This window comes from Amphritea balenae (genome assembly GCF_003858655.1).
GTDB classification, from domain to species: Bacteria; Pseudomonadota; Gammaproteobacteria; order Pseudomonadales; family Balneatricaceae; genus Amphritea; species Amphritea balenae.
The window spans coordinates 1-21,436 of the sequence record NZ_RQXV01000020.1 but is presented as its reverse complement, the minus strand read 5'-3'; the positions used below and the strand labels follow the sequence as shown (position 1 = coordinate 21,436).

At 47.6% G+C, this 21,436-nt stretch carries 17 protein-coding genes and 5 tRNA genes; 15 read left to right on the top strand and 7 right to left on the bottom strand.

Annotated elements, in window-relative coordinates:
* Nucleotide 1: 1 nt before the first annotated feature.
* The 5 genes from EHS89_RS20930 to EHS89_RS20910 all read right to left on the bottom strand — a co-directional run bounded on the left by EHS89_RS20930 (nt 2) and on the right by EHS89_RS20910 (nt 545).
* Nucleotides 2-78 (bottom strand) — tRNA-Pro (locus tag EHS89_RS20930).
* A gap of 49 nt (nt 79-127) precedes the next feature.
* A tRNA-Pro gene (locus EHS89_RS20925) sits at nt 128-204 on the bottom strand.
* A gap of 74 nt (nt 205-278) precedes the next feature.
* Nucleotides 279-355, bottom strand: a tRNA-Pro gene (locus tag EHS89_RS20920).
* Nucleotides 356-366: 11 nt separating this feature from the next.
* Nucleotides 367-442: transfer RNA gene (locus tag EHS89_RS20915), tRNA-Asn, on the bottom strand.
* A 27-nt stretch (nt 443-469) separates the two neighbouring features.
* A tRNA-Asn gene (locus EHS89_RS20910) sits at nt 470-545 on the bottom strand.
* A gap of 290 nt (nt 546-835) precedes the next feature.
* On the opposite strand from EHS89_RS20910, the gene ycaO reads away from it, so the two are divergent.
* From ycaO to EHS89_RS20890, 4 genes are all read left to right on the top strand, one after another.
* Nucleotides 836-2,566 carry a 30S ribosomal protein S12 methylthiotransferase accessory factor YcaO gene (ycaO, locus tag EHS89_RS20905; RefSeq protein ID WP_124928119.1) on the top strand — a complete coding sequence of 577 codons (1,731 nt, stop codon included), beginning with the start codon at nt 836-838 and terminating at the stop codon, nt 2,564-2,566.
* 173 nt (nt 2,567-2,739) lie between these two features.
* On the top strand, nt 2,740-4,161 hold the full coding sequence (locus EHS89_RS20900) for a Wadjet anti-phage system protein JetA family protein (RefSeq protein ID WP_229753703.1): 1,422 nt from the start codon (nt 2,740-2,742) through the stop codon (nt 4,159-4,161).
* Entirely contained in the window at nt 4,161-4,937 is a 777-nt protein-coding gene (locus EHS89_RS20895; RefSeq protein WP_124928118.1) for a DUF4194 domain-containing protein, read from the top strand. The genes EHS89_RS20900 and EHS89_RS20895 overlap by 1 nt, the downstream gene beginning before the upstream one ends.
* Entirely contained in the window at nt 4,937-8,386 is a 3,450-nt protein-coding gene (locus tag EHS89_RS20890) for an SbcC/MukB-like Walker B domain-containing protein (protein ID WP_124928117.1), read from the top strand. Before EHS89_RS20895 ends, EHS89_RS20890 begins: the two co-directional genes overlap by 1 nt.
* 14 nt (nt 8,387-8,400) lie before the next feature.
* On the opposite strand, the gene EHS89_RS20885 is transcribed toward EHS89_RS20890, so the two are convergent.
* Entirely contained in the window at nt 8,401-9,135 is a 735-nt protein-coding gene (locus EHS89_RS20885; protein WP_124928116.1) for a hypothetical protein, read from the bottom strand.
* A 64-nt stretch (nt 9,136-9,199) separates the two neighbouring features.
* On the opposite strand from EHS89_RS20885, the gene EHS89_RS20880 reads away from it, so the two are divergent.
* The 7 genes from EHS89_RS20880 (at nt 9,200) to EHS89_RS20850 (ending at nt 15,458) form a co-directional block, all read left to right on the top strand.
* A complete protein-coding gene (locus EHS89_RS20880; RefSeq protein ID WP_124928115.1) occupies nt 9,200-9,553 on the top strand; it encodes an RNA-binding protein in 354 nt (117 codons plus the stop codon).
* A gap of 64 nt (nt 9,554-9,617) precedes the next feature.
* Nucleotides 9,618-10,955, top strand: a complete 1,338-nt coding sequence (locus tag EHS89_RS20875) for a DUF3422 family protein (RefSeq protein ID WP_124928114.1) — start codon at nt 9,618-9,620, stop codon at nt 10,953-10,955.
* Between the two features lie 26 nt (nt 10,956-10,981).
* The gene (locus EHS89_RS20870) at nt 10,982-11,296 is read left to right on the top strand and encodes a BolA family protein (RefSeq protein ID WP_124928113.1); all 315 of its coding nucleotides are present in this window, start codon (nt 10,982-10,984) and stop codon (nt 11,294-11,296) included.
* Nucleotides 11,297-11,581: 285 nt separating this feature from the next.
* The gene (locus EHS89_RS20865; RefSeq protein WP_124928112.1) at nt 11,582-11,821 is read left to right on the top strand and encodes an HP1242/YdcH family protein; all 240 of its coding nucleotides are present in this window, start codon (nt 11,582-11,584) and stop codon (nt 11,819-11,821) included.
* A 136-nt stretch (nt 11,822-11,957) separates the two neighbouring features.
* Complete coding sequence (locus EHS89_RS20860; protein WP_124928111.1) at nt 11,958-13,742, top strand: ABC transporter ATP-binding protein; 1,785 nt, start codon at nt 11,958-11,960, stop codon at nt 13,740-13,742.
* 21 nt (nt 13,743-13,763) lie between these two features.
* Nucleotides 13,764-14,921 carry a phospholipase D-like domain-containing protein gene (locus EHS89_RS20855; protein WP_229753702.1) on the top strand — a complete coding sequence of 386 codons (1,158 nt, stop codon included), beginning with the start codon at nt 13,764-13,766 and terminating at the stop codon, nt 14,919-14,921.
* Between the two features lie 75 nt (nt 14,922-14,996).
* Nucleotides 14,997-15,458: an outer membrane lipoprotein gene (locus EHS89_RS20850; protein ID WP_124928110.1), complete on the top strand. Its 462-nt coding sequence runs from the start codon at nt 14,997-14,999 to the stop codon at nt 15,456-15,458.
* A gap of 81 nt (nt 15,459-15,539) precedes the next feature.
* Here EHS89_RS20850 and EHS89_RS20845 read toward each other — a convergent pair whose 3' ends face one another.
* Nucleotides 15,540-16,133: a YecA/YgfB family protein gene (locus EHS89_RS20845; protein ID WP_124928109.1), complete on the bottom strand. Its 594-nt coding sequence runs from the start codon at nt 16,131-16,133 to the stop codon at nt 15,540-15,542.
* A gap of 131 nt (nt 16,134-16,264) precedes the next feature.
* Here EHS89_RS20845 and recQ point away from each other — a divergent pair, with 131 nt between their 5' ends.
* The 4 genes from recQ to EHS89_RS20825 form a co-directional block, all read left to right on the top strand.
* Complete coding sequence (gene recQ / locus EHS89_RS20840) at nt 16,265-18,406, top strand: DNA helicase RecQ (protein WP_124928108.1); 2,142 nt, start codon at nt 16,265-16,267, stop codon at nt 18,404-18,406.
* Nucleotides 18,406-18,828: a YqaA family protein gene (locus EHS89_RS20835; protein WP_124928107.1), complete on the top strand. Its 423-nt coding sequence runs from the start codon at nt 18,406-18,408 to the stop codon at nt 18,826-18,828. Before recQ ends, EHS89_RS20835 begins: the two co-directional genes overlap by 1 nt.
* A gap of 39 nt (nt 18,829-18,867) precedes the next feature.
* Nucleotides 18,868-19,653, top strand: coding sequence for a zinc metalloprotease (locus EHS89_RS20830; RefSeq protein WP_124928106.1), 786 nt, complete (start codon nt 18,868-18,870; stop codon nt 19,651-19,653).
* 429 nt (nt 19,654-20,082) lie between these two features.
* The coding region (locus EHS89_RS20825; protein WP_124928105.1) for a retention module-containing protein at nt 20,083-21,436 on the top strand (1,354 nt) is incomplete at its 3' end.

Here is a 21,436-nt window from a genome sequence, read left to right as displayed (position 1 = left end):
TTGGTCGGGGCAGCAGGATTCGAACCTACGACCCTCTGCTCCCAAAGCAGATGCGCTACCAGGCTGCGCTATGCCCCGACTAGGGTGAACAATGATTAGACACTGTGTTCTGAAGTGTTTATAAAAGTGGTCGGGGCAGCAGGATTCGAACCTACGACCCTCTGCTCCCAAAGCAGATGCGCTACCAGGCTGCGCTATGCCCCGACTAGAACATTATTTATACACGAGTTGTTCTTGCGTGTCTCAGAAACCACTATTGTATCTAGTATTCTAGAAAGTGGTCGGGGCAGCAGGATTCGAACCTACGACCCTCTGCTCCCAAAGCAGATGCGCTACCAGGCTGCGCTATGCCCCGAACTGAGTAGATGGCTCCTCGAGCTGGACTCGAACCAGCGACCAATAGATTAACAGTCTACTGCTCTACCAACTGAGCTATCGAGGAATTACATCTATTTCTCAGTTATTGAATTGGCTCCTCGAGCTGGACTCGAACCAGCGACCAATAGATTAACAGTCTACTGCTCTACCAACTGAGCTATCGAGGAACTTCATAACTGAGGCGCCGTATAATAATGATCAGCCTAGGGAGCGTCAAGCAGAAAAGCCAAAAAAATGTACTGTTTTATTAAGTGGTTAAATAACAATCTCCGTATGTGGAAGTATTAGCTTGTTTTCGGGTCTGATGGAATAAAAACAGAACGGCGTTTCGCTTACCTGGAGATTTCTGTATAACTGGCAGTATATTGGCCGAAACCGCTGTTATAACGCTATTTCTATGAGTTAAGCTGGCAGCAGCAAGCCTATCCGTACAACAGGTAGTAAGGATCTCCCCGATATGACAATGATTCCTGGTAAAGATGCACCGTTGGAAGAATCAATTTCGCGTATGAGCACCCGTTTACAGTCACTGGGCTTTGAAATTGAAGAGGTGCAGTGGCTTAACCCGGTGCCAAATGTCTGGTCTGTTCATATCAGAGATAAAAACTGTTCAATGTTGTCCACTAACGGTAAGGGCTCTAGCCGTGATGCGGCGCTTGCCAGTGCGTTAGGGGAATATTTCGAGCAACTCAGCTGTAACTATTTCTTTGCGGATTACTATCTGGGTAGCGTTCAGGCTGACGCTGAGTTCGTGCATTACCCAAATGAAAAGTGGTTTCCAATCACAGGAGCGGAGTTGCCGGATGGCCTGCTAGACGAGCCGACCCTGATGCACTACAACATGAGTGGTGAACTTAAAGCGCCCATGCTGGTAGATAGTAATTCTGGTAATAGTGAGCGGGGTATTTGCGCTATTCCCTTTATCCGTCAGCGCACCGGAAATGAAGTATGGATACCGGTTAATATTATCGGCAATTTATATGTCAGTAACGGGATGTCGGCGGGCAACAATCGCTATGAAGCTCGGGTGCAGGCGTTATCTGAAATTTTTGAACGTCATATTAAGAATACCATTATCTCATCAGGGATAGGTTTGCCTGCTATTCCGCAATCGGTGTTGGATCGCTATCCGTCGGTGGCTGAGTCAATTGAGGCGTTGCGTGGACATGGTTTTGTTGTGTTAGTTAAAGATGCATCGCTAGGGGGCAAGTTTCCTTTGGTTAACGTCACTTTGATTAATCCTGCGGATGGTGGTTGTTTTGCCTCCTTTGGTGCACACCCTAAATTTGAAGTGGCGTTAGAGCGAACCCTGGCTGAACTGTTACAAGGTCGCGCATTGAATAATTTGGTCGAGTTTCCGTTGCCTAGTTTCGATATAGCCGAGGTGGCTGATCAACACAATCTCGAGACGCATTTTGCTGATTCCAGTGGCTCGGTGGCCTGGGATATGTTTTCAGAAAAAACAGACTACGAGTTCACCGAATGGAATATCGAAGGTGATACCAAAGCGGAATTTGAACATTTATGTCATCTGATCCACAAAGTGGATATGGATATCTATATTGCAGACTACGATCATCTGGGAATCGATGCTTGTCGGATAGTGGTGCCCGGAATGTCAGAGATCTATCCGGTCGACGAGTTGGTATGGAATAACAATAATGCCGGCGTCAGTTTGCGAGAACAGGTATTAAAACTGTCTGAACTGACGACAACTGAAGCGGCTGTATTGTCAGATAAGTTGGAAGAGAGTGGCTTTGATGATCAGCACTCAGTGGCTGAACTCATCGGCATAGTGCCTGATAAAGGAACGGCCTGGAGCTCTTTGCGGGTCGGTGAACTCAAGTGTCTGCTTAACCTAAAGCAGGGCGAATTAACTGAGGCTTTGGACTGGTGTGACTGGGTACAGCACTATGGTCAGTTGAATGCCGATCGTACAACTTTGTATCGTTGTCTACAGCAATGCCTGATGTTTACTCTGGATGAGGATCGTGATGTCGAGGACTATCAGCATTTATTAACCGATATTTATGGCGAGCAGCGGGTTACTGAGGTGCAGGAGGTGATTGCGGGTAAAGGCGTCTTTACCGGTTTAGCGGGTAGTAGTATGGCGCTAGAGGCTTTTGGTTCTCATCTGAATATGCTGGCGGCATACGCCCGTTTGCAGCAGGCAAAAAAAGCACTGTGATTAAACATTGATCAGCACTGTAACTGTTTGAAATTAAACTTCTTTTATAATGCTTTCATTTTATAGGGCCGTTGTGGGTACAACGGCCCTTTTTGCTACTTGGTCGGCATGGTTATTTCCGCTATTATCCGTTAATTCGAATTGATTAATGCGCGATTTACAAGGCGCCTTCAGTGAGCCGAGGACCGATGCTTTTTAAGAAGCTTCCCGAATCAATATTTGTACCCTTTACCGGCCAGAATCGCCATATATATGAGGCGGTTTTGCTGGATCTTGCCGATCAGTTTTTTGATGAAGACCTGGTTGATCCTTTTGTTCCTAAAGATATTATCCGCTCTTCGATTGAAGATACGGTGGTGCGTCTGGGTGTGCGCCGCTGGGAGCCGGAAGAAGGTGAGTCGGAAAAGGAGCGGTTGGAGCTACCCCGCTCAACTGCCGAATATACCAGCCGTATCTATCGTCGACTGGTTGAAACCGGTTGGTTAGAAGAAGAACAGAGGATCTATCGGACCTTTGTATTGATATCTCCGGCGATCAGTTATCTGCTGCGTACCCTGGTGTCGATCAACGAGTTGGAAAAACGCAGCTACGGCGGTGCGATTCTTAATGTGCTTAGTTCTTTGGAAGCGGCCATTAAAGATCCTGCTGGGCGAGGTATAACTCTTCAGGAGGCGGCACAGACCGCGTCAGATTTCAGTTCCCATCTGACCGACATGATGCTGGGCTTGCGTGAACTGAAAATTACCCTGGCTGCGACCACTAATCCCCAGGAGATAGTACGTAACTTTTTTGATCGGTTTGTGGCTCATATTCTGGTATCAGATTATAAAACGCTGAAAACAAAGAATAACCCGTTCCGCTTTCGACGTCAGATTCTCAATATGTTGCGGGAGTTGCAGTTTGATCCGTTGAAGGTTGAGTTGTTGGCTAAACATTATCAGGAGCAGTTCGAGCTTAACTTTGCCGATGCTGAGGGATTAGTTCACAGCCATATCAACCGCATCATCCGGATCTTTGAGTCGGTTGATCAGCGCTTAGCGACGATTGATGATTTCCGCTATCGACTCGAGAAGCGGGTGGCCGATACGGTTCGGTATATGGATAAGACAACGCCGGGTATGAGTGCGCGTCTGTCCCGTTTGATTACTGATGTATCTAAGCTAGATTCTCGTTCGATTCCACATATAGACACGCTTGAAACGGTATCATTTATCGCACCGGGTAGTGTACGTGCACCGGTTCGGCGTCGAGTTGCCACTAAGCCGCGGGTTATTCGTCAGCCCGAGATAGATCCCCGGGTGTTGGAGTTACGCCAACTGTTTAAAGAGTATAAGTCCCGACGGGAAGTGAAGCCGGAAAAAATTGAGCTCTATGTCGAACGGCACTTGCTAGATAAGCCAGTTATTCGTGCCTCAGATTTTACTATCGACTGTATTGAAGATTACATCTGCTTCAGTTATCTGCGCCATATGCGCTCGTTGGGCAAGCAGGGCCGGGGTACGGCCAATAAGTACGATATTCAATTTGAAGAAAATTATGTCAATGTTGCGGATATGGTTGAATGCCGCGATTTCAGTATTCAGAGGAAAGCATAATGCTGGGTGACCTGCAGAAAATTATCGGTCGAAGTGATCAGTATCAGGAAGAAGACTTCGTCCATGCCGCCAATATGTTGCTGGTTCATCAGTTTCTATATGCAGAACGCTCCGGGCACCGGGATAGCTACTTTCTGGTAGCGTCCCACGAAGAATATTTCAGCAGTCTGTTTGCCGCGATCGGCTGGTCGTTGATCTATCAGCCGGATGAAGCGTATCTGGGTATTCTCCCTAAAGGTGAGGAGCGCTTTATGCGCCTGAAGCTGGATGAGTCCCTGTTTATGCTGTGCCTGCGTCAGCAATATGAACAGAAATTAGAAGCCTTTGAAGTAGAGGGTGGTCGTGCCTATATCACCACCGATGAATTGCTGACGATCTATGAAAATATGACCGGCCGGGAGTTGCCCAATGAAACACGGCTGAAAGAGCTTTTGGCGTTGTTTAGCCGTCACGGTATCGTTGAACGGGGTAAGCCCCATGAAACTGATCCAAAAAATATTCCGCTGACCATTAATCCATCTATTCGACAGGTGGTAGTTGAAGACTTTATCGGGCAGTTGGAAGCGCTTTGTGAAGAACGGGAAGAGGATGATCCTGTGGATGATCCGGCTAGTCATGTTAGTGAAGACAGCGCTGATGATAATAGTACTGAAGCCAAGGCTGGTGGTAATGCTGTTGTTGAGCAGGCGGTTCAGCAGGTAGTTGAAGGAATGGTTGCTGATACTGAGTCAGCAGAACCGAACTCAAAGCCAGTAACGGATGAGGACTCTCACTGATGAAACAGCTGAATAGAATGGTGCTGGTGAACTGGTATGTTCTGGGTGCGGTAGAAATTCCTATTAAGGGTAATGTGGCGATTGTTGGCCCCAATGGTTCGGGTAAGTCATCCCTGCTGGATGCCATTCAGACCGTATTGATGGGGGGGAACAAAAAGTACCTCAGCTTTAACGCCAGCGCCGGTGAAAAGAGTGAGCGAAGCCTGCGTACCTATTGCCTTGGTTTTATGGATGACCTGGGTAAGAAAGAAAACTCCCGACAGGACTCTGTCAGTTATGTTGCTCTGAGCTTTTTTGATACTGAGACCGGTAAAGAAACCTGTGTCGGGGTTGCAATCAGTGCTTCACTTTCATCGCCAGAAGAAGATATTTTAGGTCGCTTTATACTGCCTGATTTCTCTGTAAGTCTGCAGGACTTTACCGATAAACAGGATGGTGGTCGCCTGCCTAAAGAGTGGCCCGAAGTGCGGGAAAATCTACTCAAACAATGCCCTGAAATGAAGCTTGAGAAACGTGCTAATCGCTTTATTCGCGAGCTGGTTACTGAGCTTAGCTATGATCAGGCGATGCCGAATGATGATGAGAAGTTTGTTAAGAACTTCCGTAACGCGCTTAAGTTTATCCCGATCAACAGCCCAACCCGTTTTATTCGTGAGTTCGTTCTGGATGAAAATATTGTTCACGTAGGTGCGTTCCGAAAATCACTGGATGAATACCGGGCGATGGAACAGAAAACCCGTGAAGTCTCCAATCGTATTGGTGAGCTGGAGAAGGTTCAGGAACAGTGCAAAGGTATTGACCGTAACGTTAAAAACTCTTGTGAATACGAATGGGTTGTTCATGAAACCCGCTTCGAACAGGCTGACCTGAAAAAAGAGGAAGCAGAAGAGCGGCTTGAGTCTAATCAGGGTAAAGAAGTTCAGTTACAGACTGACCTTGAAGCTAAAAGTGATGAGCTGAATCAGGTGATGCAGGATCTGGCTGAGGCCAGGGCTAGTCTGAATAACACCGATAGCGCACATAAGGTTAAAGCGCTGGAAAACTCGATCGATGCTAAGTCCCATGAGTTGGGCGTGGTCAAAGAGAAAATTCAGCATGTTTATACCTTGCTGCGTTCTGCGGTTAGCTTTGCCAACTACCAGCAATTTTTACCTGAGAGCTTTATTCCTGTCGTAAAAGATTCGGTTGAACTGTGGCGCTCCGGCGAAGATATGATGGCTGAAGCCTGGCCGATGGCGCCGGTGGATGTGGATAACAATCTGGATCAGCTAAAAAAATCAGTTGATGAAGTGCGGCGCGAAATTGCCCGACGGTTTGAAGCCTCAGTGATTCGAATGAATGAACTGCGCACTCAGATTCAAAGCCAGAAAAGTGCTGTCGAGCAGCTGAAGGAGGGGCGGGCGCCGCTGCGTCGTAATACCCGAGAGTTGAAGCAGCTATTGCAGGACTATGGTATCGAGTCGACACCTATCTGTGAGCTGGTGGATATTAACGATGAGAAGTGGCGTATCGCCATTGAAAGTTTCCTGGGTGCACGCCGGGAAGCGCTGATTGTTGATCCTGACCGGGTTAAAGAGGCGATCACACTGTATCGCCGTAAGGGCCGTCATCTGAAAGGTTGTCGTATTGTTAATACCACTAAGTCCCGTGACTGGATTAATCGCGCCAAACCGGGCTCACTGGCACAGTTTGTAGACTGTCAGGGTGAAGATGCACTGGGGTATATGAACCGGGCGCTGGGCGGCGTGATGGCGGTTGAAACTGAAAATGAGTTGATTCGTCAGGAACGCGCGCTGACCTACGATTGCATGTTGCAGACCGAAGGTACTACAACCTCTATCCGTGAAGAAACGCCGATGATGGGTACCGGCGGTGGTCGTCGTGAACACCAGATGCAGCAGCAGGATCGTCAGGTTGATCAGATGATGACTGAGTTCGCAGCCCTGGGTAAAGAGCATGAGGCCCTGGATGGACTGAAAGAAAATCTGATCCGTATGACCGCTGCGCTGACCGGTGTTACCGAGCGGACATTTGATCTGGTTAATCAGCGGGAACTGTTGTTAACTGAGATCGACGGATACCGTCAGGGAATTACGGATCTGCGTAATCAGGATGATACCGGTATTCAACAACGTATTACTGACCTGGTAGAGGCGCAAAAGGCGACCCAGGATGGTCAGAAAAAGCTGATGGACAAGCTGCAGTCTACCCGTACCAGTCTGATCAAAGATAATGCTTCTCTGGAAGTACTGGATCAGGAGCTGGAAGAGTATGCGGCTGCGCGTTCTAAGTGCGAATCAGATAATGTCTTTGATGCTCAGTCGGCTCAGGAAAAACGAGATTACATGGATGAGAGCTGTACCGGTGATCTGGATCGAATCATCTTTGAGTCAGCTAAAAAAGCACAGTCTGAACTGGGTCTGGTAGAACGTAAAAAGAATGTTGTACGTGATGGCGTGGCGCAATATAAAGCACGCTATCATGGATCAGGCCTGAGTCATCAGGAACTGGATAAGGTAAGCGAAGATTCAACCCATGAGCAGTTGGCGCGTTTTGTTGACGATACTATTCAGTCTCTGCGTGATAGTGAGTTGGCCGAATATACCGAGAAAGCCGAGCGCGCGCGTCTTGAAGCTGAAACCTCTTTCCGTTCAGACTTTGTGGCGCACCTGAAAGATCAGATCGATAAAATTAAAGAACTGATCCGAGAGCTTAATGCGCATCTTAAGAATCGTCCGTTTCATCGTGAGATGTATAGCTTTGAAATGATGCCGAACCCTGAGCTTAAGGATATTCTTGAGCTGGTCGAAGCCTATACCCGTATGGATCAGGCGAATGTGGGCTCGCTGTTTGATCTTCAGTTTAATGAAGATCGACCGCATCAGGATGCTCTGTCTAAGATTCATGAAGTGTTGCGGGATGAAGGGGAAAGCAGTCTGTTACAGGACTACCGAAACTTCTATAACTTTGAGCTGGTCGTGAAAGATCTGGAAGGCAACCGTAAAACTACCCTGAGTCAGCGAATTAAAACCGGTTCCGGTGGTGAGCATCAGGTACCTTTCTATGTCGCTATTGCAGCAGCGATGGGTGCAACTTACCGTCTTCGCGATAGCGCTGATGGGGTAACCTTAGGGGGTATCAGCCTGTCGGTATTCGATGAGGCCTTTAATAAGCTGGATGCTGAGAATACGGTTACATCACTGGGCTTTATGAGCGATCTGGGCTTGCAAACGCTTATCGCTGCGCCGGATGATAAGTACTCTCTGATGGCAACCACTATGGATACCATTATCAATGTCTGCCGGGATGGTCGTGTGGTGGATATCGATGTCGAGTTTCCAACGGCTAATGGTAAAGCGTTGCTGAACTCGGATAATCCGTATCGGTTGGCGGATAGCGGTGATACCGAGGAAAGTGCTGAGGATGTTGAAGGGCTGGTTCCAGCCTGATAAGCATTAAAACCCTAGCGTAAAGAGATGGTCCAGCGAGGTACTCGCCGGGCCATTTTGGGTTTTGGAGCTTCGTAAAGAGGCTCAAAACTACATAGCGGAGTATCCTGTCGGAGTACGATTGCACGCTTAGAGTCATTGGGATGCGGGTTAACCTGCCATAGTTCCGGCTGATCAATAATTTCAATCAACATACCCTGAATCTCTGGTGCGGGTATGCCTTTAAATTCCACCATAAACTCATTGCTATTGGGCAGAGCTAGCTGCTCAGTGCGTATGTCCTGATACTGACCATTGGCTAATATCCTGCATAGCAGGTGCAGATCCCAGTGTTCGACAGGTTCTGTTACCGGCAACAGGTTACCTAAATGACCAGGTGAGATAATAGTGCGTTCTTTGGCAAAAAACTTACGTACAGTCAGGTCTGTATGGGCCTTTAGCAGTGAGTTGTCCCGTACATTGCCATCAAAATTAACCTGATTCAGGCCATCAATCATCTGTTGTAGATTGAAGTTGCAGGCTTTAATGAAATTCCAGGCCGGCTCCAGCGAGCTGCGTGATCCCAGACTGTATTTAATCGCTTGCTTGCCCTGGCGGGTCTTGTTGTCCAGCACGGTCAGCATTAGATAGTTGGTCTGAAAATCGACCAAGGCTTCAGGTTGTTCGGTAAAACAATAGGAAACCTCACGCTGACAAAAAGCCAGCCATGCATCCTTGGTATTGAGGTGGGGCAAACAGCGGATATTCATTAACTTACCTGTTGCTGAAGGTATAATACCCAACCTATTCTATCTGAACTTGAGAGAAGCCTCTATGAAACTGATTAACCGGTCTGCATTTGCTATCTTCCCCCGTCAGCCATTTGCTGACTGGGCGAATCAGCAGCAGGATGAATTGAATCAGCCGATGAGCCTGGCTGAGCATCGTGCCGAGGGCAATGTCTATCTGACAGCAGAGTTTCAGTCTGAAGATGATGTGCAGCAGCAGCTTGCAGCACATTATCAGCATATATTTGAAAACGAGTTGGCGGCCTGGGATGAGTTTGCTGATCACTGGCCGAAAGAGCGAAGCCTTGCTTTGTTTCAGGAATGGTTTGAGGTAGTGCCGCAGGTGATGGCGCTGGATCTGTTACAGACCCCGTTACTACTGGCGCCGCTGGAAGATTAAAACTTGCTTTCCCGGTCAAGAGTCTTTATCAATAACAGCTTACAAATCGCAATAAGGTAGTTCGATGTCTGATGCTCAGTTGGATATGCATCCGCTCAGGGAGTTATTGTATGAGGAGATGCATTCAAGGCCTTTCCAGGTAATTCCCAGTCCTGCTCGTATTTCTCACCTGTCTGTCGTCTGTAATGAACAGCAAAAGGCTGAGCAGTTTTTGCATTTGCAAAAGCTCTGTGAGTTGCTGGATGGGGATGTGCCTAAGAGCGATCAGGCCTGTTTTCAGCAACAGTTTGGTCAGCTTCAGGTGCGGCGGGAAAAGCATATGGAGTTTGTCTCTTATACCTTTATCTGGCTGGGGGCTGGTCATTCTGATCCCTTTGCTAAAACCGGGATAAGCCATCTGCCGGTTGGGTGGCTGGATACCTTGTGCGGGAAAATAGTGGCGGCCTTCCATGTATCGGTAGAAGATGTCAGGGATAAGCCAGAGCCGGATATTCCTGAAGTAAAAAGCTACTTTGAGGCGATGCGCCTGGTCGGGAGTCAGCCGTCGCAAGGTTGTGCGCAGGTCTGGACCAGCTTTCAGATGCATAGTGATGATTTCGGTCGCTTTCTGATCTACAACCGATCAATGAGTGACAGCCAGTTGGGTCGACTGATTCAACGCTTACTTGAAATAGAATCTTATCGCCTGATGACGTTATTAGGGCTACCGGTGGCCCGGGCGATAAGTCCGCATTTACAAGTGATGGACCAGCAGTTAGCGCAGTTAACTCAGGTGTTGTCTGCAGAGCAGGAGGAGGATGGGCAGTGTCGGGATGAGCGACAGCTGTTAGCACGGCTTACACAATTAGCCTCGCAGGTTGAGGATTACCGCGCCCAGTCTACTTTTCGCTTTAATGCGACTAATGCATACCAGGATCTGGTGCTATCCCGCTTACAGGATCTGCGGGAAGATGAAGTATCGGGGCATTTGACGTTACAGGAGTTTATCACCCGGCGATTAGTGCCGGCGGTGAAGACCTGTCAGGCCGTTGCTGATCGTCTGGAGGATCTTTCGAGGCGGATTGATAGGGTCAGCGATATGTTGCGTACTCAGGTTGAGTTATCGATACAGGGGCAGAATCAGGAACTGCTGAGTTCGATGGATCAGCGTTCTAAGATACAATTGATGATGCAGCATACTGTTGAAGGGCTCTCTGTGGCTGCTATCAGCTACTACACTATCGGCCTGGTTAAGATCTTTATCGGAGTGCTGTACGATCAGGGGTTGAACATAGATAAAAGTCTGACGCTGGGAGTGTCGATGCCGCTGGTTATAGTCGCGGTTGCTCTGATTACCCGGCGCATACACTCAAAATTTAGTAAGCTTGCTGATGATTCTTCAGACGCTAAGCCTAAGTTGTAAAACAGGAACAGGAATAGTAATTCTTTATGAGCATCGCCGCAGAAATTGAAAAAAATGTACATCAGGCTCTGACCATTCATCATCTGGTTATAGAAAATGAGAGCCATATGCACAGTGGTCCGGCCACTGATAGTCACTTTAAACTGGCATTGGTCGCGGATGAATTTAAGGGTAAACGTCCGGTTGCTCGTCATCAGCTGGTTTATGCTGCTGTTAGTGAGTTAATGAATAACCCGATTCATGCACTTGCGTTGCATCTGTATACGTTGGAAGAGTGGCAAGCCCAGAATGGTGATGTGCCATTATCACCCAACTGTATGGGTGCGTCTAAAAGCGGCTAGTAGCGGTTAATGGGCCTTTTGGAAGATTGGCAGGTTCAGAGTGGAACTGTGCCTTTTCATCCAGTAGCAAGGGTCGTCTAAGCGATTAATAGACTGATTGGAAGAGTGGCTTGTGCCATTATCATCCAGTTGCATGAAGGCGTCTAAAAGCGATTAATAGACTGATTCGGGTCAATGATCTGATAGCTAAACAGGCAGAAACTGTAAGCAGGCGTTAAGTCAAAGCTAAAGGATTTAGCGTTGTTGGAATGTTGTTGAAATACACTTACAGGAGTATTTTTCTTTATGCCTATTGAACATCACGATCTGATTCATGAGTTGCCTGAGCACCGCGAGCGCATTCACCATCTTAAAACCACCAATACTCGGTTTGCCAAGCTATTTAACGAGTACCATGACGTGACGAAGCAGGTTGAGCGTATGGAAGTATTGGCAGAGCCGGTATGCACGCAAACAGAAGAAGCTTTGAAGCTTAAAAGACTTCAGCTGAAAGATCAGTTGTTTGGCATGGTTAAGCAGGCCTGATTTCAGACTCTCAAAATAAAAAGCCCGCGTTGCGGGTTTTTTTGTGCCTGATTGTTGCTGTCGAGCTTATGTGCTTTAGATAAGGCTACACTGTTTATCAGTATTGATGCTTATTTTACAGAGAGTTAAGTCATAAATGGATCAATCCCGATATAGCTGGCGTTATATATTCAATGTTGCTCTGGAATATCGTCCGCTTTTAATAAAAGCGAATCTGATCGCGCTGGTAGCGACGATGGCCAGTGTGCCATTGCCCTTGCTGATGCCGCTTCTGGTGGATGAAGTCCTGCTTGATAAGCCTGCGACACTGGTTGGTTGGTGTAATCAGTTGTTTCCAGAAAGCTGGCAGGGGCCGGGGTTGTATATCGGTGCTGTATTGCTGGTGACTGTCATATTAAGGGCAATAGCGCTGGTGCTTAATGTCTGGCAAAGCAGGCAGTTTTCGATCATTGCAAAAGAGGTGATCTTTCGGATCAGAACGGGACTTTTGCAACGTTTAAAGCGTATCTCAATGTCCGAATATGAAACTCTGGGCAGCGGCGCGGTCAGTTCTCACTTTATTACAGATCTGGATACCCTTGATCGGTTTGTAGGGGCCTCAGTCAGTCGAATGTTGATCGCACTACTGACCATTTTCGGCACCGCCTTAGTGTTGATCTGGATGCACTGGCAGTTAGCGCTGTTTATTTTGTTGCTTAATCCGCTGGTGGTATGGGTAACGATGCTTATAGGTAAACAGGTCAAGGAGCTAAAAGGCAAAGAGAACAGGGCGTATGAAGCGTTTCAGGGGGCGCTGACTGAGGTACTTGAGGCTATCTATCAGATAAGAGCAGCTAACCGGGAGCGGCACTACCTTAAGCAGCTAATGGAATCTGCCCGGGATGTCAGGGATCACTCGACCCGTTTTGAATGGCGCAGTGAAGCGGCGAATCGCTTTAGCTTTATGGTTTTCCTGGTTGGTTTTGATCTGTTTCGTGCACTGTCGATGTTGATGGTGGTTTTTTCGGATCTGAGCATTGGTCAGATGATGGCTGTATTTGGCTATCTTTGGTTCATGATGAACCCGGTACAGGAGGTGCTGGGGATCCAGTATGCATTCTATGGGGCAAAAGCTGCGTTGCAGCGGATCAATCGTCTTGCTGAATTAGAGGAGGAGCCTGAATATCCGCACCGGGAAAACCCATTCAGTACACAACAATCAATTGCGATAGATATTGAGAATATCCATTTTAGCTATATTCAGGGACAGGAAATTCTCAAAGGGTTGTCGCTTAAAATTGAAGCGGGACAAAAGATTGCATTGGTAGGTGCCAGTGGCGGTGGAAAATCAACACTGGTGCAGGTGTTGCTCGGATTTTATCGGGCGGAGAAAGGATTGGTTAAATTTGGTGGTGTTCCGGTTGAGCATATCGGTCTGGATCTGGTGCGGGAAAATGTCGCCACCGTATTGCAGCAGCCGGCATTATTCAATGACACGGTGCGGGGTAACCTGACCATGGGGCGTGAGTTTAATGAGGCTCAGCTTTGGCAGGCACTGCAAGTGGCACAGCTTAAAGACTTTGTTGCCGCTATGGAGTTTGGGCTGGAAACAATTGTAGGCCGCCAGGGGGTTCGTTTATCCGGCGGTCAGCGTCAGCGATTGGCAATTGCCAGAATGGTTTTATCAGATCCTAAAGTGGTTATTTTGGATGAGGCGACGTCGGCGCTGGATGCAGAAACTGAATTTAATCTGCACCAGGATCTGAGTAGTTTTCTGCAAGGACGCACTACCATTATCGTTGCACACCGTCTGAGCGCGGTTAAGCAGGCAGATCGTGTCTATGTGTTTGAGGATGGACAGGTTGCAGAGGAGGGTGGTCATGAACAGTTGTTACAGCAGAATGGCTTATATGCTCGATTGTATGGGCAGCATCAGCATTAAGTTTACTGGGCAGGGTTAACTGTGGACAAGCGCCATCACTGGCATAGCGGAAACTCAGTTAGGCTGCTGATTGATGGCGATCGGTTTATACCTGAGATGTTGAGTGTCATTGAGCAGTCCCGTTATACGTTGTTGCTTGAGTTCTACATGGTGAGCTCGGGCAGCGTAGCAAATTCATTTATTGGTGCGTTAATCAGGGCAGCGGAGCGTGGTGTCCAGGTTTGCTGGCTAATTGATGATTTTGGTAGCCGCAGGCTGAATGAGGCAGATGTGCAGCGATTAATTGGTTCCGGTGTTGAGCTACAGCGCTTTAATCCCTTAAAGCTGCTGAAGTTTGAGCGTAACTTCGCCCGGGATCACCGCAAGGTATTGATAGCAGATCAAAGCATTGGCTTTATTGGTGGTACCGGTATCAGCGATGAATATCTGCACAGAGATCCTTTGAAAAAGGATACCCAAGACCGGCAGGCGTGGCATGAGGTGATGTTCAGAGTTGAAGGGGCTGTGCTTGATGATATGGTCGAGATGTTCCGGCGACAATGGCTGAGGTCCGGCGGATCTGCGCTTAATGTAGCTGCTACGATACGTGATGGGAAAGGCCTGGGTAATTGGGTGGCCGGTAATGCGATGGCGAGATTGGCTGTGTCTGATGGTGCGCAAATTAAGGACATTAAACAAAGTTTCGTGCGGCATATCTCAAATGCCGGTGATCGTGTTTGGCTGGCAACAGCATATTTCTTACCTTCATTTTCGGTACGCAGAAGCTTGCGTAAAGCGGCGTTGAGAGGTGTTGATGTGAGGCTTATAGTGGCAGGCCCTTGTACTGATCATCCCTGGGTTTATCATGCATCGAAGCGTTATTACCGAAGACTGTTGAAGTCTGGTGTGAGAATATATGAATATCAACCATCATTTCTGCATACCAAACTCGGGTTATGTGATCAGTGGTTATCTGCAGGGTCCTGTAATCTGGATCACTGGAATCTGCGTTGGAACCTTGAGGCTAATATTGAGGTGGTGGAACCAGAGTTGGTTTCTCAGGTCGAACAGCTGCTAAGTCATGATATGCAGCAGAGCGAAGAGATTTTATATCGCAAATGGAGTGCCAGACCCTGGCGAATAAAACTGAAAGAATTGCTCTGGTCGCTGGTATGCCAACTGCTGTTAAAAATCCGTTAAGCTAAACAAGGCTATAATTTAAAAAGCTGCTGTTAGGCGTATAGATAATTTTCTAAAGAGTGTTTGGGACTGATTATGAAAAAAATATCCATTTTTGTTATCGCGGCAATGATGTTAGTTTTGCAGGGGTGCGCATCATCATTGAGTGGGGATACTTATTCACGTCAGGAGGCGCGAAAGGTCCAGAATGTTCAGTATGGTTGGGTTGATGCAGTAACGCCGGTGGTCATTGAAGGGCGTACTGATAGTCCCTTAGGTGCAGGTGCGGGTGCCATCGTTGGCGGTATCGCAGGTAGTGAAGTGGGGGGTGGTCAGGGCAGTCGAATTGCTGCAGTACTGGGTGCTGTTGCTGGTGGTATTGCTGGCCAGAAAATTGAGGAAAGTGCTACCCGTAAACAGGGGCAGGAAGTTACAGTTTCACTTGAAAGTGGTCAGACCATCTCGGTTGTTCAGGAAGTAGATAGTAATGGCTTCTTCCAGCCTGGTGAGCGAGTGCGCGTATTACGTCAAGGAGGAACTGCGCGTATTGTGCGTTAGTCTGCAAAGGGGATGAGAAGATAATAAAAAGCCCGCTATTGCGGGCTTTTTATGTTTGCTGGTGTAAGGCGGGATCAGTGTTTACTTCTTGTCTGCCGGTGCGTGGAATAGCAGGTAAAGATCGACCAGCAGATCTGGAATGCTACGACACATCTCGTCACAAAGCTTCTGGTCCTGACGCATTTTGATGAACTCTTCTTCTTCAAACAGCTCAGATGCGATCATAATTGGCAGCATCAGTTCAGCAACTTCTTCTTCAGCCTGATGGTTGAACCACTCATCTTCTTTGAGGAATACGGCTTCCATAAATGCCTGGGCCCAGGTTGTCATAGGGCTCTGTTCGTCATCTTCGTCCAGCTCAAGGGTCGGCTCGCAAGGTAGCAGCATGTCCTGATCATTATAAAGGTCACTGCCGATACTAAAGTAAAGACGACGCAGTAGATCTTCGATGCGGGCTTTCTGTTTTTCAGTATTGTATTCCGGCGCGCCGTCGAACAGTTCTTGCAACCACTGTTTTTCTGATATTTTTACCGGGCTGATGTTCAGCGCGCAGAAGTAACCATGGGTTCCGACCAGGTCCAGCGCATCTTCAGATACAGCATCTGAAAACATAAAAGCTTCCAGCTCATCCAGTTCAGCGTCGGTTAGTGGGGTGTTCAGCATCGCAGTTGGCATAGGTTCAGATCCGGCAAAGAAAAAAGTTGGACAGATTTTAACAGTGATTTGGCATCTATGCGTAGTATTATCGGTGCTAAATGATTAAATCCTGATGACAGTCGCTGTTACATACCGGATAATGCCGGCCCATGATTGAACAGGCCCGGCAACTCCTTAAACAAATCTTCGGCTATGAACAGTTTCGTGATCCCCAGCAGGAGGTGATTGAAACTCTGTTGGCGGGTCAGGACGCGCTGGTAGTCATGCCCACAGGCGGTGGTAAATCGCTTTGCTATCAATTGCCGGCGCTAATCCGGCCTGGTGTGGCTATCGTTGTTTCTCCTTTAATCGCTTTGATGCAGGATCAGGTTCAGGCCTTGTCGCAATGGGGGATTAATGCGGGTTACCTGAACTCCTCAATGGATTTCTCTACTGCACAGGAAGTTGAGCATCAGTTACGCTCCGGTGAGCTGGATCTGCTTTATGTCGCGCCGGAACGGTTATTACAACCACGCACACTGAAGATGCTGTCTGAATGTCAGTTGGCGTTGTTTGCGATTGATGAGGCCCACTGCGTATCCCAGTGGGGTCACGATTTTCGCCCGGAATATTTGCAATTAAGTTATCTTCAGGACTGTTTTCCCGGTGTTCCCCGTATCGCATTAACAGCGACTGCAGATGAGCGGACCCGTCAGGAAATTTGTGAAAGGCTAGGGCTTGAAGAGGCTAGCAAGTTTATACAAGGCTTTGATCGGCCAAATATTCGTTATCGGATCGGTCAAAAGCATCGGGCTAAAGAGCAATTGCTTAAGTTTCTTAAGGCTGAACATGCCAGTGATTCGGGTATTGTTTACTGTCTATCCCGTAAGAAGGTAGAAGATACCGCCAAATGGCTACAGGAGCAGGGCTTTAATGCGTTGCCCTATCATGCGGGTTTGTCATCAGAGTTACGTCGACTTAATCAGCATCGCTTCCTGACTGAAGAGAATATTCTGATGGTGGCTACGGTCGCTTTTGGTATGGGGATTGATAAGCCCAATGTTCGCTTTGTAGCACACCTTGATCTGCCTAAAAGTATTGAGGCTTATTATCAGGAAACGGGTCGGGCAGGGCGTGATGGGCAGCCTGCAGATGCCTGGATGGTATATGGGTTGCAGGATGTGATTTTTCTGCGTCAGATGTTGGAAGGCTCTCAGGCAGATGAGTTACACAAAAGCGTTGAGCGGCAAAAGCTGGAATCCATGCTGGGTTTGTGTGAGATCACTACCTGTCGACGGCAATCTCTCTTAGAGTATTTTGGTGATGCGCTGGAGCAAGAGTGCGGAAATTGCGATACCTGTCTTGAACCCGTGCCTGTTTGGGATGCAACAGACGCAGCACGAAAAGCATTGTCTGCGGTTTATCGCTGTGATCAACGCTTCGGTGTGAACCATGTAATAGAGGTGTTGTTAGGCAAAACCAGTGCGAGGGTGATGGAGCTGAAGCATCATCAACTGAGTACTTTTGGTATAGGTAAAGAGTTAGATCGCAATCAATGGCGGTCAGTCTATCGTCAGCTTGTTGCGCGTGGCTATTTGCGGGTAGCGCCTAATACTCACGGTGTGCTCTGGCTGAGTGATACCTGTCGTCCTTTGCTTAAAGGCGAAGAGCAGATTGAGATGCGACAGGATAAGCGCAAGCATGAGCCATTCCGTAAACGAAACGATCCTCAGCAAAAGCTTGATTCCGAAGATTACGGCCTTTGGAATGCGCTTAAAGCATTGCGGATGAAGTTATCAAAAGATCAGGATGTTCCGCCTTATGTGATTTTTCATGATGCGACCCTGATGGAGATGGTGATGTATCAGCCGGTTACGCATCAGCAGATGGGGCGTTTGAACGGGGTTGGTGAGCGGAAGCTGGATCTGTATGGTGATGCATTTCTTGATGAGATTCGCGAATATCAGGATGCTCAACGGCAACCTGATAACAAAGACCTGCAAATTCAGGAGTCTGTTACTTTGTACCGCTCGGGTATGACGATTGCCCAGGTTGCTCGCCAGCAGCATCTTTCAGAAAATATTATCTATCACCATCTTGCTGATGGTATTCAGTCCGGGCAGTTGCCGTTAAGGGATGTGATAAATATCACCGATGCTCAACTACAACAAGTCCAGCAAGCACTGTGTGATTCGTTATCATCTTCCGGGGTGGCGCTGAAACCTGTGTACGAAGAGCTGGATGGATTGTATGAATATGGCGTTTTACGTTGTGTTCGTGCGGATATGGAGCGGGTTGAGAGTGCGGGTTGATGGTCACGGATGAGTTGGGGTTGTGGGGGCTGTTTGTTAGTAGCTTTGTATCCTCAACCTTGTTTCCCGGCGGTTCAGAGGTCTTACTTGCCTATCTTGCCAGTGAATCTGAGCTTTCGTCGTTTAATCTGGTGTTGACCGCAAGCCTGGGTAATACACTGGGTGGAATCGTCACCTTTGCGATGGGGTGGTTGATTGCTGTGTACTGGCCGCTACGGGAGTTGAATTCAAAATTCCAGCTTAGGGCGATGAAGCTAATCCGGCGCTACGGTGTTATCGCAATGCTGTTTTCCTGGGTGCCTGTCATTGGCGATCCCCTCTGTCTTATCGCAGGATGGCTAAAGCTAAAGCCGCTGACTTCAATGCTGTTAATTCTGGTTGGTAAAACACTAAGATATGCGCTTATTGTTAGTCTGATATAGTTAAGCCGACATAAAAAAGAATGTAGCGCTGGAGTTGCCATGCTGAGTTCGTCTGGCTTCAGGATTTTACGTATAACCCTTCTCTTGATTATTTTATTTGTAGTGGCTCTGAATACCTGGTTATCCACGGTGCGTATTCACGCCTGGAATCGCCCTGTCTGGGTGGTGTTATATCCTATTAATGCCGATCAGCGTGCTGATACGCAGAGCTATATTGATGCGTTAGATCCTATCCATTTCGAAGGCGTTGCGCACTTTTTCCAGCGAGAAGCTGAGCGATATAATCTTACATTGAATCCTGTGACTGAAGTTTATCTTGCGCCAGCGTTATCGGAACAGCCGCCAGAGGTTGGTAATGGTGCCGGAGTGTTAGAAGCTGTGATCTGGAGCTTAAAAATGCGCTGGTGGTCCTGGCGTAATGATAGTTGGGAAGGGCCCGAGCCCGATGTGCAGATATACCTGCGTTACTTTTCACCTAACGGAAGCTCTGAATTAGCCCACTCGCTCGGATTACAGAAAGGGATGATCGGTTTGGTGAATGGCTTTGCCAGTGTGGACTATATCGATACCAATAATTTTGTAATCACCCATGAATTGATGCATACACTGGGAGCATCAGATAAATATAATCTTGTTACGAATGAGCCGGTTTTTCCTCAAGGCTATGCTGACCCGGATAAGATACCGCTACTACCTCAGACCCGCGCTGAAATAATGGGTGGTCGCGTAAAGGTTTCGCCTGGTTGGCTATTAATGCCTCCAAGCCTGAATGATGTAATCGTTGGAAAACAAACAGGCCAGGAGCTTGGCTGGGTTGTGAAATAGATAATAGCTAGATTAATAAGTATTTAGGTTACTCAAACTGGGTATAAATCAATCTATGTTCAAGCTGTGACTCTATCGATAATTCCTCAGTTTTGATTTTGTTTTCATATGTTTTTTGTTTGTTAAAGTCTATAAATATCAATTGGTTATTGTTTTGTGTGTGATGCAAGGCATTAGTGTTTGATGAAATGACACTTCTGTTCAATGATTAAACAACCTGACTCCTTGGGTGATCTGTATAAATTCTTCCTAATCCTGTGTTTTAGAAGCTATTTTGGGTGTTAGCAGTGTGCTACTATCTCAAAAATTTTAAACAATTTTCTGTTTATACCGAATTAACCGTTTTGAATTAAACAAATTACTGTGTGTTCAGCGAAAATTATCTCGCGATACGGTGCAGAAAATTGGATTATCTTCTGGGGGGAAGTTATGGAAAATGTAGAATCTACCAAAGGTTTAGTTGTTCAAATAACCGGTGAGGTAGTGGTAGTAGATGCTCAAGGAATTGAGCGGAATTTGACTGCAGGCGATAAGCTGCAGGCAGGAGATATGATTATTACCCGGGCAGAAAGCTCGGCAGAACTGAATCTTGGTAAAGAACAGCCAGAAAGTGTACCTGCTGATACTGCAGCAGTACTCGAGGTAGATCCAACTACCGGAGAAATTACTTTGGTAATCCATTCTCTGGGAACCGAAGGAATTGAGATAGCAGATATTCAACAAGCTATTCTCGAAGGTCAGGATCCTACCGAGCTACTTGAAGAAACCGCCGCGGGTAACACTCCCCCAACCCGTTCCGGCTTTTCTGATTTCCAGGATGTCAACCGTACCGCAGAAGAAGTAATTGCTGAAGCAGGCTTTGATACCTCAATAGAAGACCGGGAGCTGGAAGAGTTTCCCGAGTATGAGGGTGAGTTCGTAGCTCAATCAGATGATGGCGTCATTGTTTCTGTTACAAGTGTGACCAGCGATACCCAAGGAGAAGGTTCTAACCTGACGCATACCGTGACCCTGAGTGGCGCTAGTGTAAATGATGAAACCTACAGTTTCAGCCTGACCGATAACACTACGGAGCCAGCAGACTACAGCGGTCTGTCGTTCAGTGATGGCGTGACCTACGATGCGGGTACTGGCCTGATTACCGTACCGGCCACCGTGACCAGCTTCGATATTACCGTCGATGCTGTGCCCGATGCAGACATCGAAGGCAGCGAGACCTATGACCTGGCTGTCGGCGACCAACTAGCTACTGGTACCATTACTGATGCCAGTACAATCACGGTTACCGGTGTCTCCAGTGATGCCCAATCAGAAGGTTCTACCCTGACTCACACGGTGACCCTGAGCGGTTCCAGTGTAAACGATGAAACTTATACGTTAGCAATTTTTGATATTACAACTAATGCATTTGATTGGAATAATCTACAGTTCACTGATGGCGTAATCTATGACGCAGGTACCGGTCTGATTACTGTACCTGCTACTGTAACCAGTTTCGATATTACTGTGGATGCCAACGATGATTCAGCATCTGAAAGTGATGAGTATTATGAACTCCAAGTAGATGGTGTTGTTGCTACCGGTACAGTTATTGATAATGATGGCGTAGCGACCATCGAAGTACTCGGTGGCGATGTGGTAACCGAGGATGATGCGAGTTACGCCAAGTTCACGGTGCAGCTGTCCAACCCAGCCGGTTCCAATGTCGATGCGAACCTGGCGCTGAGTGGCCTGGATATCGGCAGTGATTACGAGAATGCGTTCTACAGCTTTGATGGCACGA